Origin of the sequence: Pseudomonas fluorescens (genome assembly GCF_902497995.1) — a bacterium.
Classification (GTDB): Bacteria; Pseudomonadota; Gammaproteobacteria; order Pseudomonadales; family Pseudomonadaceae; genus Aquipseudomonas; species Aquipseudomonas fluorescens_BK.
Genome location: NZ_CABVII010000044.1, coordinates 16,180 through 31,400 on the forward strand (window position 1 = coordinate 16,180; position 15,221 = coordinate 31,400).

Sequence of the window (15,221 nt, forward strand, 5' to 3'; positions counted from 1 at the left end):
GCCCCCCTGTAGGAGCTGGCTTGCCAGCGAAGAGGTCATCAGACTCAACGATGATGTTGACTGATAGGCCGCCTTCGCTGGCAAGCCAGCTCCTACAGGGGGTTGCGTCAGCCGAGGCAGTCGCATACAGGGGGGGTGCGTCAACCGAGGCAGTCGCGTGTTTGCATCAGCCCAGCAGATCGCGCAGGACCTGGGTGAACGCGCGGTTGCTTTCTTCTTCGTCAGCATGACGCCCATCACGCACAACCCACTGGCCATTGACCAGCACATCGCGCACCTGACGATCACCACCGGCAAACAACCACCGATTCAAGATACCGTCACCACTGGCCGTCGCCAGGTACGGATCATTGCCATCCAGCACCAGCCAATCCGCACGCTTGCCAACTTCCAGTGCACCGATCGGCTGCCCCAGCGCCTGAGCTCCGCCATCCAGTGCCGCGTCGTACAGCGTGCGGCCAACCATTGGCTGATCCGCGCCATACAACCGGTTGCGCCGCTGATCACGCAGACGCTGGCCGTATTCCAGCCAACGCAATTCTTCCACCACGCTGAGCGACACATGGCTGTCGGAACCGATGCCCATGCGCCCGCCCTGGGCCAGGAAATCCACCGCCGGGAAAATCCCGTCGCCGAGATTGGCTTCGGTGGTCAGGCACAGGCCGGCAATGGCGCGACTCTTGGCCATCAGCGTGACTTCTTGCGGATCGGCGTGGGTCGCGTGGACCAGGCACCAGCGTTGATCGACTTCGGTGTTTTCGTACAGCCATTGCAGCGGACGACGGCCACTCCAGCCCAGGCAGTCATCGACTTCCTTCTGCTGTTCGGCGATGTGAATGTGTACCGGGCACTGCTGATCGCTGGCTGCCAGCACTTCGCTGATCTGCTGCGGTGTGACTGCACGCAACGAGTGGAAACACAGACCCAGCGACTGTGCCGGCTGTTGCGCCAGGACCGGCTGCAGGCGCGACTGAAGCTTGAGATAGTTTTCGGTGCTGTTGATAAAGCGCCGCTGGCCGTCGTTCGGGGCCTGGCCGCCGAAACCGGAATGGCTGTACAGCACTGGCAACAGCGTCAGGCCGATGCCGGCGGAACTGGCGGCGTGGCTGACGCGCAGGGCCAGTTCGGCCGGGTCTGCGTAAGGCTGGCCATTGCTGTCGTGATGCACGTAATGAAATTCCGCGACCGAGGTGTAACCGGCCTTGAGCATTTCGATGTACAGCTGACGCGCGATGACGCCGAGTTGATCCGGGCTGATTTTTCCGACGAGGCGATACATCAAATCGCGCCAGGTCCAGAAACTGTCGTTCGGATTACCCGCCACTTCCGCCAGCCCGGCCATGGCCCGCTGGAAGGCGTGGGAGTGCAGATTGGGCATTCCCGGCAGCAGCGGACCGCTTAGCCGTTCGGCGCCATCTGCGTGAGAATCGGCCTGGATATGGGTCAGGATGCCCTCGGCACTGACCTCAAGACGTACATTGTTGGCCCATCCACTAGGCAGCAGCGCGCGTTCGGCAAAGAAGGCGGACATGGTTCAGCACCCCATCGTGTGTTATTTGTATATACATATACAGACGTTTGCCTGCCCGGTAAACTCCGGCAAGCTAGCAACTTCTATTTGATGAACAAGGATTAACCGTGCCGACTCCGCCAGCCACATTGCCGCCAAATGCCAATCTGAGCGCCAATCTGGGCGACAGTCCGGCGCCCTTGTACGCCCGCGTCAAACAAATGATCACCCAGCAAATCGACAGTGGAAACTGGCCGCCGCACTACCGCGTTCCGTCGGAAAGCGAGCTGGTCAGTCAGTTGGGTTTCAGCCGCATGACCATCAACCGCGCCCTGCGCGAGATGACTGCCGATGGTCTGCTGGTGCGTATGCAAGGTGTCGGGACCTTCGTCGCCGAGCCGAAAAGCCAGTCCGCGCTGTTTGAAGTGCATAACATCGCGGACGAGATCGCCTCCCGGGGCCATCGCCACGCCTGCAAGGTGATCATCCTTGAAGAGGAGGCCGCCGGTTCCGAGCGGGCGCTGGCGCTGGACATGCGTGAAGGCCAGAAGGTTTTCCACTCGCTGATCGTGCATTTCGAAAACGATATCCCGGTGCAAATCGAAGACCGTTTCGTCAACGCACTGGTGGCGCCGGACTACCTCAAGCAGGATTTCACCCTGCAAACGCCCTACGCCTATCTGAATCAGGTCGCGCCGCTGACCGAAGGCGAGCATGTGGTCGAGGCGATTCTGGCCGAGCCGGCCGAATGCAAATTGCTGCAGATTGAAAAGGGCGAACCATGCCTGCTGATTCGTCGCCGGACCTGGTCCGGCCGTCAGCCGGTGACGGCCGCCCGTTTGATCCACCCAGGTTCGCGCCATCGTCTGGAAGGGCGCTTTCATAAGTAAGGGGCATTAGATGAGTCAGTTGAAGGTCTTGCGCGCGGCCGATTACCCGCGCATGCCGTGGAAAAACGGCGGCGGCAGCACTGAAGAAATTACCCGTGATGCAGGCGCCGGTCTCGATGGCTTCGGTTGGCGTCTTTCGATTGCCGATATCGGCGAATCGGGCGGCTTCTCGACGTTCGCCGGTTATGAGCGGGTGATCACCGTGCTGCAGGGCGAGGGCATGACCTTGCGCGTTGACGGCCAGGACACCCGGCCATTGTTACCGCTGGACCCGTTCGCCTTCAGCGGCGACAGCCAGGTGTCCTGCGCACTGCTCGGCGGGCCGATTCGCGATTTCAACCTGATTTATGCGCCGCAGCGTTACAGCGCGCGGTTGCAGTGGCTGGCGGGTGAGCAGCGGTTTTTCAGTTCGGCCGGGACTGTGTTGGTGTTCAGTGTTACCGACGCGCTGGAAGTGAAGGTTGGTAACGACGCCTCACAACTGGGTCGCCATGATTGCCTGCAACTCGACGGTAACAACGGCTTGTTGGAAGTCTCCGGTAATGGCCCATGCTGCGTGATTGAACTGTCCGCTCGCTGATCCAAAATCCTTTCGCGGGCAAGCCTCGCTCCTACAATGGACCGCGGATCTCTTGTAGGAGCGAGGCTTGCCCGCGAAGCTTTTCCATCTGGCAAACCCGTTTCCCATTGCGCACCACTTTGTTACCGAATGCCCCAGCGTGGCGCAAAACCACGCTCAAGTAACAGCCGTCACCCTCCCGCAAAAACTCCCCCGAAAAATTTCATCCTTGTCAGAACCCTTGATCCAGGCGCTTTCCAGCGCTTTTCGGATTTTTCTTGAATGCCCACCCAACAAGTTGGCCGCTTGATTGCATATGCTTGTATGTACAAGTAAAGACGTATGCGTATGAGTCGACCGAGACTCCTCGCAGCGTCCACTGATTCGCTTGTGGCGCAACCATGCGCACAGGCTGGCTTACCCACCGCCAGGGTTGGTTTGAATTGATCGCTGAGGAGTCTTTTTCGTGACTGACAATAAACCCACTAAGTACCGTGACGTTGAAATTCGCGCCGCCCGCGGTAACAAGCTGACCGCCAAGAGCTGGTTGACTGAAGCGCCACTGCGGATGCTGATGAACAACCTCGACCCGGAAGTTGCCGAGAACCCTAAGGAATTGGTGGTTTACGGTGGTATCGGTCGTGCGGCACGTAACTGGGAATGCTACGACAAGATCGTCGAAAGCCTGACCAACCTGAACGACGACGAGACCCTGCTGGTGCAATCCGGCAAGCCGGTCGGCGTGTTCAAGACCCACAGCAACGCGCCGCGGGTACTGATCGCCAACTCCAACCTGGTGCCACACTGGGCGAGCTGGGAGCACTTCAACGAACTCGATGCCAAAGGCCTGGCCATGTACGGCCAGATGACTGCCGGCAGCTGGATCTACATCGGCAGCCAGGGCATCGTTCAAGGCACCTACGAAACCTTCGTCGAAGCCGGTCGCCAACACTACAACGATGACCTCACAGGTCGTTGGGTCCTGACTGCAGGTCTCGGCGGCATGGGCGGCGCTCAACCACTGGCTGCCACCCTGGCCGGCGCTTGCTCGCTGAACATCGAATGCCAGCAGGTCAGCATCGATTTCCGCCTGAACAGCCGTTATGTCGATGAACAAGCCACCGACCTCGACGACGCGCTGGCCCGCATCGCCAAGTACACCAAAGAAGGCAAGGCGATTTCCATCGCTCTGCTCGGCAACGCGGCTGAAATCCTGCCGGAACTGGTCAAGCGTGGCGTGCGCCCGGACATGGTCACCGACCAGACCAGCGCCCACGACCCGCTCAACGGTTACCTGCCGGCCGGCTGGACCTGGGAAGAGTACCGCGCTCGCGCCAAGACCGAGCCAGCCGCTGTCGTCAAAGCCGCCAAACAATCCATGGCCGTGCACGTTAAAGCGATGCTCGAATTCCAGAAGATGGGCATTCCGACCTTCGACTACGGCAACAACATCCGTCAGATGGCCCAAGAAGAAGGCGTCGAGAACGCATTCGACTTCCCTGGCTTCGTACCCGCTTACATCCGTCCGCTGTTCTGCCGCGGTATCGGTCCGTTCCGTTGGGCTGCACTGTCGGGCAACGCCGAAGACATCTACAAAACCGACGCCAAGGTCAAAGAGCTGATCCCGGACGACGCGCACTTGCACAACTGGCTGGACATGGCGCGCGAGCGCATCAGCTTCCAGGGTCTGCCGGCACGTATCTGCTGGGTTGGTCTGGGCCTGCGCGCCAAGCTTGGTCTGGCGTTCAACGAAATGGTTCGCAGCGGTGAATTGTCCGCGCCAATCGTGATCGGTCGCGACCACCTGGACTCCGGTTCGGTAGCCAGCCCGAACCGCGAAACCGAATCGATGCAGGACGGTTCCGATGCCGTGTCCGACTGGCCACTGCTCAACGCCCTGCTCAACACCGCGAGCGGCGCGACCTGGGTTTCCCTGCACCACGGCGGCGGCGTCGGCATGGGCTTCTCCCAGCACTCGGGCATGGTGATTGTCTGCGACGGTACTGACGAAGCGGCCGAGCGTATCGCTCGCGTGCTGCACAACGACCCGGCGACCGGTGTCATGCGTCATGCCGATGCGGGTTACCAGATCGCGATCGATTGCGCCAAGGAACAGGGGCTGAACCTGCCGATGATTACCGGTAAATAAAACAGGCCTTGGCCTGATGCAAAACCTGTAGGAGCGAGCGATGCGGCGCCCCGACTTGCCCGCGAACCGATGCACCTCGGTGTGTCAGGAAAGACGCCTTCGCGGGCAAGCCTCGCTCCTACAGGGGAACCCACCAACCCAGACCAACAATCCACAGAGGTTGAATCATGGCTGTTAACAGCGATCGTGCAGGCAGTAAACCGTTGATCGAGAAGCGTTCGATCGACTACATCCCGGAAGCGGAGAGACACGGTCGTCTGTTGAGTCAGTTCACCCTGTGGATGGGGGCCAACCTGCAAATCACCGCGATTGTCACCGGGGCCCTGGCCGTGGTGCTGGGCGGTGACGTGTTCTGGTCGTTGATCGGTCTGTTGATCGGTCAACTGCTCGGCGGTGGCGTAATGGCGCTGCATGCGGCGCAAGGGCCCAAACTTGGGCTGCCGCAGATGATCTCCAGCCGGGTACAGTTCGGCGTGTATGGCGCGGCCATCCCGATCGTGCTGGTCTGTCTGATGTACCTCGGTTTCACCGCAACGGGCACCGTGCTTTCCGGCCAGGCGCTGGGCCAGTTGTTTGGCGTCAGCGACAGCGTCGGTATCCTGATCTTCGCCAGTGTCATCGTGCTGGTCACGGTGCTCGGTTATCGGGTGATCCATTGGATCGGCCGTGTCGCCAGCGTCATTGGTGTGATTGCTTTTGTTTACCTGTTCAGTCGCCTGATGAGCCAGACTGACATTGGCGCACTCCTGCAAATTCGCCACTTCAGCTGGACCAGCTTTCTGCTCGCGGTGTCGCTCGCGGCGTCCTGGCAGATCGCCTTCGGCCCTTACGTGGCTGACTATTCACGCTACCTGCCGAGCAAGACTTCCTCGGTGAAGACCTTTTTCGCCGCAGGTGCAGGTTCGGTCATTGGCGCACAGGTGGCGATGATCCTTGGCGTGCTTGCCGCCGCCTCGGCCAACGGGCAGTTCGCCGGCCACGAAGTGGCCTACATCGTGGGTCTGGGTGGTACCGGTGCCACCGCTGCGCTGCTGTACTTCAGCATCGCGTTCGGCAAGGTCACCATCTCTACCCTGAACTCCTACGGCAGCTTCATGTGCATTGCGACCGTCATCAGCGGTTTCCGTGGTGACCTGAAAGTTACGCGCTTGCAGCGTCTGGTCTTCGTGCTGGTCATCGTCGGCACTGCGACCCTGATCGCGTTGCTCGGTCAGCACTCGTTCCTCGGTGCATTCAAGTCCTTCATCCTGTTCTTGCTGGCTTTCTTTACGCCATGGAGCGCGATCAACCTGGTGGACTACTACTGCATCACGCGCGAGCGCTATGACGTGCCCGCGCTGGCCGATCCGAACGGTCGCTACGGCCGTTGGAACCCCCTCGGTATCAGCGTCTATGTCTTCGGTGTGCTGGTGCAACTGCCGTTCATCTCTACCAAGTTCTATACCGGTCCGCTGGTGGACGCTCTGGGTGGTGTGGATATTTCCTGGATCATCGGTCTGGTGCTTCCCGCAGCCCTGTATTACGTGTGCGCGAAAAAATGGCACAGCGCAGTACCCGATCAACTGATCCTGCCGGTCGAGCAGGACAGCGTTGTACAACCCAAAACAAGCGGGGCCAGTCGCGCTGCGGCGCAGGCCTGATTGGACGTGGACAGGGCTGGATGCCTCTTGACTGCCGTAAGCCAATTCATGATTAGGAGCGTCACACAATGAAATCGAACAAGACCCTGCTGACCACATTGCTTTCCATGGGCCTGCTCGCCAGTGCCGGCGCCACTCAGGCAGCCGGCTGGTGCGAGTCGGGCAAACCGGTGAAATTCGCCGGCCTGAACTGGGAAAGCGGCATGCTGCTGACCGACGTGATGCAAATCGTGTTGGAGAAGGGCTACGACTGCAAGACGGACAGCTTGCCAGGCAACTCCATCACCATGGAAAACGCCCTGAGCAGCAACGACATTCAAGTGTTCGCCGAAGAATGGGTCGGCCGCAGCGAAGTCTGGAACAAGGCCGAGAAGGCCGGCAAGGTGGTCGGTGTCGGCGCTCCGGTCGTTGGCGCGATCGAAGGCTGGTATGTGCCGCGTTACGTGATCGAAGGCGACGCCAAGCGCAAGCTGGAACCAAAAGCCCCGGACCTCAAGGCCATCGCCGACCTGGGTAAATACGCCACCGTGTTCAAGGACCAGGAAGAGCCATCCAAGGGCCGTTTCTATAACTGCCCGGCCGGCTGGACCTGCGAACTCGACAACAGCGAAATGCTCAAAAGCTACGGCTTGGAAAGCACCTACACCAACTTCCGCCCGGGCACCGGTCCGGCACTGGATGCCGCGGTGCTGTCGAGCTACAAGCGTGGCGAGCCGATCCTGTTCTACTACTGGTCGCCAACCCCGCTGATGGGCCAGGTCGATCTGGTCAAGCTTGAAGAAAAACCGGGCGTGGACAAGAGCGTGACTATCAAGGTCGGCCTGTCCAAGACCTTCCACGAGCAAGCCCCGGAACTGGTGGCCGTGCTGGAGAAGGTCAGCCTGCCGATCGACCTGCTGAACCAGAACCTCGGGCGCATGGCCAAAGAGCGGATCGAGTCACCAAAACTGGCGAAAATCTTCCTCAAGGAACATCCTGAAGTCTGGCATGCATGGGTGAGTGAAGATGCAGCCAAAAAAATCGACGCGGCCTTGTAGGTCGAGCGTTTCCGACTGCCGTCAGCGGCAGTCGGGTGCTTGATCGCAACCCCTTGATTGAGAGTCTCTTATGTTTCCCGAAAACTTTACCTTTTCCATCGCCGACTGGGTCAACAGTTGGGTCGATTCGCTGGTCACCAACTACGGCGATGTGTTTCGCAGCATCTCCGACACGCTGTTGTGGGCCATCGTCAATCTTGAAGGCCTGCTGCGTGCGGCGCCCTGGTGGCTGATGCTGGCGATCGTGGCGGGCGTTGCCTGGCACGCGACCCGCAAAGTCGTGACCACTTCGGTGATCGTCGGCCTGCTGTTCCTGGTGGGTGCCGTCGGCCTCTGGGACAAGCTGATGCAGACCCTGGCGCTGATGATGGTGGCGACGGTCATCTCGGTGCTGATCGGCATTCCACTGGGCATTCTCTCGGCGCGCAGCAATCGCCTGCGCTCGGTGCTGATGCCGCTGCTGGACATCATGCAGACCATGCCGAGCTTTGTGTACCTGATCCCGGTGCTGATGCTGTTCGGCCTGGGCAAGGTGCCTGCCATTTTCGCCACCGTGATCTACGCCGCGCCACCGCTGATCCGCCTGACCGATCTGGGCATTCGCCAGGTCGACGGTGAAGTGATGGAAGCGATCAACGCCTTCGGTGCCAACCGCTGGCAGCAACTGTTCGGCGTACAACTGCCGCTGGCCCTGCCGAGCATCATGGCCGGGATCAACCAGACCACCATGATGGCCCTGTCGATGGTCGTGATTGCCTCGATGATCGGGGCCCGTGGCCTGGGCGAAGACGTGTTGGTGGGGATTCAGACCCTCAACGTCGGACGTGGCCTCGAAGCCGGTCTGGCGATCGTGATTCTGGCAGTGGTCATCGACCGCATTACTCAGGCGTATGGTCGGCCACGGCATGAGGTGAGCAAATGAGCAACGAAGCCATCAGCAAGATTGAAGTCAAGAACGTCTTCAAGATTTTCGGCAACCGTTCCAAGGAAGCGCTGGCCATGGTCGGCCAGGGCAAAACCAAGGACCAGGTATTGTCCGAAACCGGCTGCGTGGTCGGCGTCAACGACCTGTCGCTGAGTATCGGCACTGGCGAGATCTTCGTGATCATGGGCTTGTCGGGTTCGGGCAAATCCACGTTGGTGCGCCACTTCAACCGCCTGATCGATCCGACCAGCGGCGCGATCCTGGTGGACGGCGTGGACATCCTGCAATACGACATGGAAGCCCTGCGCGAATTTCGCCGACACAAGATCAGCATGGTGTTCCAGAGCTTCGGTCTGCTGCCGCACAAGAGCGTGCTGGATAACGTCGCCTACGGCCTGAAAGTGCGTGGCGAAAGTAAGCAAATGTGCTCCGAGCGCGCGTTGCACTGGATCAATACCGTGGGCCTCAAGGGCTACGAACACAAATACCCGCACCAGTTGTCGGGCGGCATGCGCCAGCGTGTGGGCCTGGCCCGCGCACTGGCGGCGGACACCGACATCATCTTGATGGACGAAGCGTTCAGCGCCCTCGACCCGCTGATCCGCGCCGAGATGCAGGACCAGTTGCTGGAACTGCAAAAGACGTTGCACAAGACCATCGTCTTCATTACTCACGACCTCGACGAGGCTGTACGTATCGGTAATCGCATTGCAATCCTCAAGGATGGCCGCCTGATTCAGGTGGGGACGCCGAGAGAGATCCTGCATTCGCCGGCGGATGAGTATGTCGACCGGTTCGTACAGCGGCGGGCGGCGGTGGTTTAAAGAGATTTGCGGTGTTTGTGCTGGCCTCTTCGCGAGCAAGCCCGCTCCCACATTAGATTGGTGTCGAACACCAGTTTTGGATACAGCAGAAATCCAGTGTGGGAGCGGGCTTGCTCGCGAAGGCGTCGGTGAAGCTGCATCAATATTCAGGATGTACTGTTGAGGTCAATGATGTCCCAGACTGAAAAAATCGTTATCGCCGACGCCCCGTTGCGTTGGCAGGATGTAGTCGCCGTAGCCCGCCATGGCGCACAGCTCGAGCTGTCGGCCCAGACATGGGCGCGGATCGAGAATGCGCAGGCGATCGTCCAGTGCATCGTTGCCAGCGGCGAACGCGCTTATGGCGTCAATACCGGCCTGGGCGCGCTGTGCAACGTCTCGCTCAAGGACGAACAACTCAGCCAGCTGTCGCGCAACACCTTGCTCAGTCACGCCTGTGGCGTTGGCGCTCCGTTGGCCGACGAGCAGACCCGCGCGATCATGTGCGCCGCGATCCGCAATTACTCCCATGGCAAATCCGGTATTCACCGTCGTGTGGTCGAGGCGCTGCTGGCGCTGCTTAACCGCGGCATCACCCCGCAAGTGCCGTCCCAGGGCTCGGTCGGTTACCTGACCCACATGGCCCACATCGGTATTGCGCTACTGGGTGTCGGCAATGTGAGCTATCGCGGACAGATCGTATCCGCGCAGCAAGCCTTGAGCGAAGAAGGCCTGCAACCGGTTCAGCTCGGTGCCAAAGACGGTTTGTGCCTGGTCAACGGCACGCCGTGCATGACCGGTCTCAGCTGTCTGGCGATTGCCGACGCCACGCGCCTGGTGCAGTGGGCTGACGTGATCGGCGCCATGAGCTTCGAGGCCCAGCGCGGCCAGATCGCGGCGTTCGATGCCGAAATCATCGCGCTTAAACCGCATCCGGGCATGCAGCAGGTCGGGATCAATCTGCGAGCCTTGCTCGATGGCAGTGAAGTGATTGCCAGCAGCAAAGGCATTCGTACTCAAGATGCGTTGAGCATCCGTTCGATCCCGCAAGTCCACGGCGCTGCACGGGATCAACTGGCGCACGGGATTCAACAGATCGAAACCGAACTCAACTCTGTCACTGACAACCCGATGTTGCTGGGCACGCCGGACAATTTCCGCATCGTGTCCCAAGCCAACCCGCACGGTCAGTCCGTGGCAATGGCTGCGGATCTGCTGGCCATCGCCATGGCAGAAATCGGCTCCATCGCCGAGCGGCGCCTGGACCGTTTGATCAACCCGCACGTCAGCGGTCTGCCAGCGTTTCTGGTGGCCAACCCGGGGGTGAACTCCGGGATGATGATCGTGCAGTACGTCGCTGCCTCGCTGTGCGCGGAAAACCGCCAGTTGGCGCAACCGGCCGTGCTGGACAACTACGTCACCTCGGGCCTGCAGGAAGACCACCTGAGCATGGGCACCAACGCGGCGCTGAAGCTGCATCGCGCCCTGGAAAACTGCACGCAGATTCTCGCCATCGAGTACTTGCTGGCGGCTCAGGCGTTTGAATTCCTCAAGGAACAACGCTTCGGCGCCGGCACCGATGCCGCATGGCGTCTGCTGCGCGAGCGGGTTCCGGCCTACGATCAGGACCGCTGGCTGGCGCCTGATATCGCCGCCGCTGCCGGCGTTTTGAAAGACCCGGTTTTGCTGCAAAAAGACTTACCGAATGTGAACTGATTTCCATACCAAACCAGCGTGCCAAGGCGCCAGCCCCCTCAAAAGGCGGGAAGCGACGGACAACGGATATTTCCGGAGCGTCTGGTAGTTAATAACACTCTCAAAAGGAGCAAAAAATGACTGCGCTTAATTTGATTCCCGGCCAACTGAGCCTTGCCCAACTGCGTGATGTCTATCAGCAGCCGGTGAAACTGACCCTCGACAACAGCGCTTCGGCGCAGATCGAAGCCAGTGTCGCCTGCGTGGAACAGATCCTCGCCGAGAACCGCACTGCCTACGGCATCAACACCGGTTTCGGCCTGCTGGCCTCGACCCGCATCGCCAGCGAAGACCTGGAAAACCTCCAGCGCTCGCTGGTGCTGTCCCATGCCGCCGGTGTTGGCGAGCCGATCAGCGACGCCCTGGTGCGCCTGGTCATGGTGCTCAAGGTCAATAGCCTGAGCCGTGGTTTCTCCGGCATTCGCCGGGTGGTGATCGACGCGTTGATCGCGCTGATCAACGCTGAGGTTTATCCGCACATTCCGTTGAAAGGTTCGGTCGGTGCCTCCGGCGACCTGGCGCCGCTGGCCCACATGTCGCTGGTGCTGCTGGGCGAAGGCAAGGCGCGCTACAAGGGTGAATGGCTGGAAGCGACCGAAGCACTGCACGTCGCCGGTCTCAAGCCGCTGACATTGGCTGCCAAAGAAGGTCTGGCGCTGCTCAACGGTACTCAGGTGTCCACCGCTTACGCGCTGCGTGGTCTGTTCGAAGGTGAAGACTTGTTCGCCGGCGCCGTGGCGCTGGGTGCCCTGACCGTTGAAGCGGTATTGGGCTCGCGTTCGCCGTTCGACGCGCGCATCCACGCTGCACGTGGCCAGAAAGGCCAGATTGACGCCGCTGCCGCTTACCGTGATTTGCTGGGCGAGCGCAGTGAAGTCTCCGATTCGCACCAGAACTGCGACAAGGTTCAGGACCCCTATTCCCTGCGTTGCCAGCCGCAAGTCATGGGCGCCTGCCTGACCCAGTTCCGTCAAGCCGCCGAAGTGCTTGCCGTCGAGGCGAACGCGGTCTCCGACAACCCGTTGGTGTTCGCCGCTGAAGGTGACGTGATCTCCGGCGGTAACTTCCACGCCGAACCGGTGGCCATGGCCGCCGACAACATGGCCCTGGCCATCGCTGAAATCGGCTCCCTGAGCGAGCGCCGTATCTCGCTGATGATGGACAAGCACATGTCGCAACTGCCGCCGTTCCTGGTGGCCAACGGCGGCGTGAACTCCGGTTTCATGATTGCCCAGGTGACGGCGGCGGCGCTGGCCAGCGAGAACAAGGCGCTGTCCCATCCGCATTCGGTGGACAGCCTGCCGACTTCGGCTAACCAGGAAGACCACGTGTCCATGGCCCCGGCGGCCGGCAAGCGTCTGTGGGAAATGGCGGAGAACACGCGTGGGGTGCTCGCCGTGGAATGGTTGGCTGCGTGCCAGGGCCTGGATCTGCGTGCAGGTCTGAAGACTTCGCCGAAACTGGAAAAGGCTCGGGCGATTCTGCGGGCTGAGGTGCCGTTTTATGAGAAGGACCGGTTCTTTGCGCCGGACATCAATGCGGCGACTGAGTTGTTGGCTACGCGTTGCTTGAATGAACTGGTCACGGCGAAATTTTTGCCTAGCCTGTAATGGCCTCTTCGCGAGCAAGCCCGCTCCCACGGGGGAATGCATTCCAATGTGGGAGCGGGCTTGCTCGCGAATCGATTTTCAACATTGTGGAGACTAGGGGATGAAGACTCTCTGGCAACACTGCCACGTCGCAACCATGGCGCAAGGCGTCTACTCGATCATCGAGGACGCGGCCATCGTGACGTCCGGTGCGCACATTGAGTGGATCGGCCCACGCGCTGAGCTGCCGTCCGGTGAATACCCGGCCGTCAACGATTTGAACGGGGCCTGGATGACGCCGGGCTTGATCGACTGCCACACGCACACGGTGTTCGGCGGAAACCGCAGCGGTGAATTCGAGCAGCGACTGCAAGGCGTCAGCTACTCCGAAATCGCAGCGGCCGGCGGCGGCATCGCCAGCACCGTGCGCGCCACCCGCGTGGCGACCGAGGACGAACTGTTCGCCAGCGCCGCCAAACGTCTCAAGAGCCTGATCCGCGACGGCGTGACCACCGTCGAGATGAAATCCGGCTACGGTCTGGACCTGGCCAGCGAGCGCAAGATTCTGCGGGTGATCCGCCGTCTCGGTGCCGAACTGCCGGTCAGCGTGCGCAGCACCTGCCTGGCCGCCCACGCCTTGCCGCCGGAGTACGCGGATCGCGCCGACGACTACATCGATCACATCTGCGCTGAAATGCTCCCGGCCCTGGCCGCCGAAGGGCTGGTGGATGCCGTGGATGCGTTCTGCGAATACCTGGCGTTCTCGCCGGCGCAGGTCGAGCGTGTGTTCATCACCGCACAGGCACTCGGTTTGCCGGTGAAGCTGCATGCCGAGCAACTGTCGTCCCTGCACGGTTCGAGTCTGGCAGCGCGTTACCATGCACTGTCGGCCGATCACCTGGAATTCATGACCGAAGACGACGCCATCGCCATGGCCGAGTCCGGCACCGTCGCGGTACTGTTGCCAGGGGCGTTCTACTTCCTGCGGGAAACCCAATTGCCGCCGATGGACGCCCTGCGCAAGCACGGCGTGAAGATCGCCATCGCCAGCGACCTCAACCCTGGCACTTCGCCGGCGCTGTCGTTGCGCTTGATGCTGAACATGGCGTGCACCTGTTTTCGCATGACCCCGGAAGAAGCCCTGGCGGGTGCTACGATTCATGCCGCCACCGCGTTGGGCATGGCTGAAACTCACGGTTCGCTGGAAGCCGGCAAGGTCGCGGACTTCGTTGCCTGGCAAATCGATCGTCCCGCCGACCTGGCGTACTGGCTGGGCGGCGACCTGGAAAAACGCGTCGTGCGTCACGGCGTCGAAACAAGCATTCAGGAGAGCAGTCGTGGATAAAGTTCTGAACTTCAAACAAGGCCGCGTGCCGCTGCTGATCAGCATGCCCCACGCCGGTCTGCGCCTGACCCCGGCGGTCGAAGCCGGGTTGATTGCCGACGCGAAAAGCCTGCCGGACACCGATTGGCACATTCCAAGGCTTTACGAATTTGCTGCAGCGCTGGGGGCCAGCACCTTGGCTGCCGAGTACTCGCGATTTGTCATTGACCTGAACCGGCCATCCGATGACAAGCCTTTGTATGCAGGGGCTACCACCGGTCTGTATCCGGCGACGCTGTTCGATGGCATTCCTTTGTTCCGGGAGGGCATGGCGCCATCGACGGCGGAACGCGCGACTTATCTTGAGCAGATCTGGACGCCGTATCACAGCACCTTGCAGAACGAGTTGGCGCGATTGAAAGCCGAATTCGGCTACGCGCTGCTGTTCGATGCGCACTCGATCCGCTCGATCATCCCGCATCTGTTCGACGGCAAACTGCCGGACTTCAACCTTGGCACCTTCAATGGCGCCAGTTGCGATCCTCAGCTGGCCACTGCGCTGGAAGCGATCTGCGCGCGTCACGCCGATTACAGCCATGTGCTGAACGGCCGCTTCAAGGGCGGCCATATAACTCGCCACTACGGCAATCCGGCCGAGAACATTCATGCGGTGCAACTGGAGTTGGGCCAGTGCACGTACATGGAAGAGTTCGAGCCATTCCGTTATCGCCCGGACTTGGCAGAGCCGACGCAGGTAGTGCTCAAGGAATTGTTGCAAGGGTTGTTGGCCTGGGGTGAAAAGCACTACGGATAACACGGTTCGGCGCGACCCCCTGTAGGAGCTGGCTTGCCAGCGAAGAGGCCATCACTTGCGACATTGATATCGCCTGACACGCCGCCTTCTCCAGCAAGCCAGCTCCTATGTATGGACTCGCCCCCACTGTCTACCCGCTTTCAAAAAAACTGCCGCCCCGTTGCATCTATGTATTAGGCCTATTCGAGGAAGCCGTCATCGGCTTCTGGCCAAAATTGGAAGAGCT

Annotated in this window: 12 protein-coding genes; 11 read left to right on the forward strand and 1 reads right to left on the reverse strand. The window is 60.7% G+C overall.

From position 1 onward, the window contains the following. Window positions 1–166: 166 nt before the first annotated feature. Complete coding sequence (locus tag F8N80_RS30205; RefSeq protein ID WP_150744906.1) at window positions 167–1,531, reverse strand: formimidoylglutamate deiminase; 1,365 nt, start codon at window positions 1,529–1,531, stop codon at window positions 167–169. Window positions 1,532–1,731: 200 nt separating this feature from the next. On the opposite strand from F8N80_RS30205, the gene hutC reads away from it, so the two are divergent. The 11 genes from hutC to hutG all read left to right on the forward strand — a co-directional run bounded on the left by hutC (window position 1,732) and on the right by hutG (window position 14,995). Then, a complete protein-coding gene (gene hutC / locus F8N80_RS30210) occupies window positions 1,732–2,400 on the forward strand; it encodes a histidine utilization repressor (protein WP_263596672.1) in 669 nt (222 codons plus the stop codon). A 10-nt stretch (window positions 2,401–2,410) separates the two neighbouring features. Next, a complete protein-coding gene (locus F8N80_RS30215) occupies window positions 2,411–2,980 on the forward strand; it encodes a HutD/Ves family protein (RefSeq protein ID WP_150744908.1) in 570 nt (189 codons plus the stop codon). Between the two features lie 445 nt (window positions 2,981–3,425). After that, window positions 3,426–5,108 (forward strand): urocanate hydratase, encoded by a 1,683-nt coding sequence (gene hutU, locus F8N80_RS30220; protein WP_150785293.1) that lies wholly within the window; start codon window positions 3,426–3,428, stop codon window positions 5,106–5,108. Between the two features lie 167 nt (window positions 5,109–5,275). After that, complete coding sequence (locus tag F8N80_RS30225) at window positions 5,276–6,748, forward strand: purine-cytosine permease family protein (RefSeq protein WP_150744910.1); 1,473 nt, start codon at window positions 5,276–5,278, stop codon at window positions 6,746–6,748. A 68-nt stretch (window positions 6,749–6,816) separates the two neighbouring features. Continuing rightward, a complete protein-coding gene (locus F8N80_RS30230; RefSeq protein WP_150785294.1) occupies window positions 6,817–7,785 on the forward strand; it encodes an ABC transporter substrate-binding protein in 969 nt (322 codons plus the stop codon). A gap of 70 nt (window positions 7,786–7,855) precedes the next feature. Next, window positions 7,856–8,707, forward strand: a complete 852-nt coding sequence (locus tag F8N80_RS30235; RefSeq protein ID WP_128872228.1) for an ABC transporter permease — start codon at window positions 7,856–7,858, stop codon at window positions 8,705–8,707. Next, the gene (locus F8N80_RS30240; protein ID WP_150744912.1) at window positions 8,704–9,534 is read left to right on the forward strand and encodes a quaternary amine ABC transporter ATP-binding protein; all 831 of its coding nucleotides are present in this window, start codon (window positions 8,704–8,706) and stop codon (window positions 9,532–9,534) included. Before F8N80_RS30235 ends, F8N80_RS30240 begins: the two co-directional genes overlap by 4 nt. 171 nt (window positions 9,535–9,705) lie before the next feature. Then, complete coding sequence (gene hutH / locus F8N80_RS30245; protein WP_150785295.1) at window positions 9,706–11,229, forward strand: histidine ammonia-lyase; 1,524 nt, start codon at window positions 9,706–9,708, stop codon at window positions 11,227–11,229. Window positions 11,230–11,345: 116 nt separating this feature from the next. Further along, entirely contained in the window at window positions 11,346–12,878 is a 1,533-nt protein-coding gene (hutH, locus tag F8N80_RS30250; protein WP_150744914.1) for a histidine ammonia-lyase, read from the forward strand. A gap of 100 nt (window positions 12,879–12,978) precedes the next feature. Then, window positions 12,979–14,202, forward strand: a complete 1,224-nt coding sequence (gene hutI / locus F8N80_RS30255; protein WP_150785296.1) for an imidazolonepropionase — start codon at window positions 12,979–12,981, stop codon at window positions 14,200–14,202. Further along, complete coding sequence (gene hutG, locus F8N80_RS30260; protein ID WP_150785297.1) at window positions 14,195–14,995, forward strand: N-formylglutamate deformylase; 801 nt, start codon at window positions 14,195–14,197, stop codon at window positions 14,993–14,995. Before hutI ends, hutG begins: the two co-directional genes overlap by 8 nt. The last annotated feature ends 226 nt before the right edge of the window (window positions 14,996–15,221 follow it).

Coding starts and splice junctions, on each gene's coding strand:
- F8N80_RS30205 (WP_150744906.1), bottom strand. CDS start 1,531: ATGTCCGCCTTCTTTGCCGAACGCGCGCTGCTGCCTAGTGGATGGGCC.
- hutC (WP_263596672.1), top strand. CDS start 1,732: ATGATCACCCAGCAAATCGACAGTGGAAACTGGCCGCCGCACTACCGC.
- F8N80_RS30215 (WP_150744908.1), top strand. CDS start 2,411: ATGAGTCAGTTGAAGGTCTTGCGCGCGGCCGATTACCCGCGCATGCCG.
- F8N80_RS30225 (WP_150744910.1), top strand. CDS start 5,276: ATGGCTGTTAACAGCGATCGTGCAGGCAGTAAACCGTTGATCGAGAAG.
- F8N80_RS30230 (WP_150785294.1), top strand. CDS start 6,817: ATGAAATCGAACAAGACCCTGCTGACCACATTGCTTTCCATGGGCCTG.
- F8N80_RS30235 (WP_128872228.1), top strand. CDS start 7,856: ATGTTTCCCGAAAACTTTACCTTTTCCATCGCCGACTGGGTCAACAGT.
- F8N80_RS30240 (WP_150744912.1), top strand. CDS start 8,704: ATGAGCAACGAAGCCATCAGCAAGATTGAAGTCAAGAACGTCTTCAAG.
- hutH (WP_150785295.1), top strand. CDS start 9,706: ATGTCCCAGACTGAAAAAATCGTTATCGCCGACGCCCCGTTGCGTTGG.
- hutH (WP_150744914.1), top strand. CDS start 11,346: ATGACTGCGCTTAATTTGATTCCCGGCCAACTGAGCCTTGCCCAACTG.
- hutI (WP_150785296.1), top strand. CDS start 12,979: ATGAAGACTCTCTGGCAACACTGCCACGTCGCAACCATGGCGCAAGGC.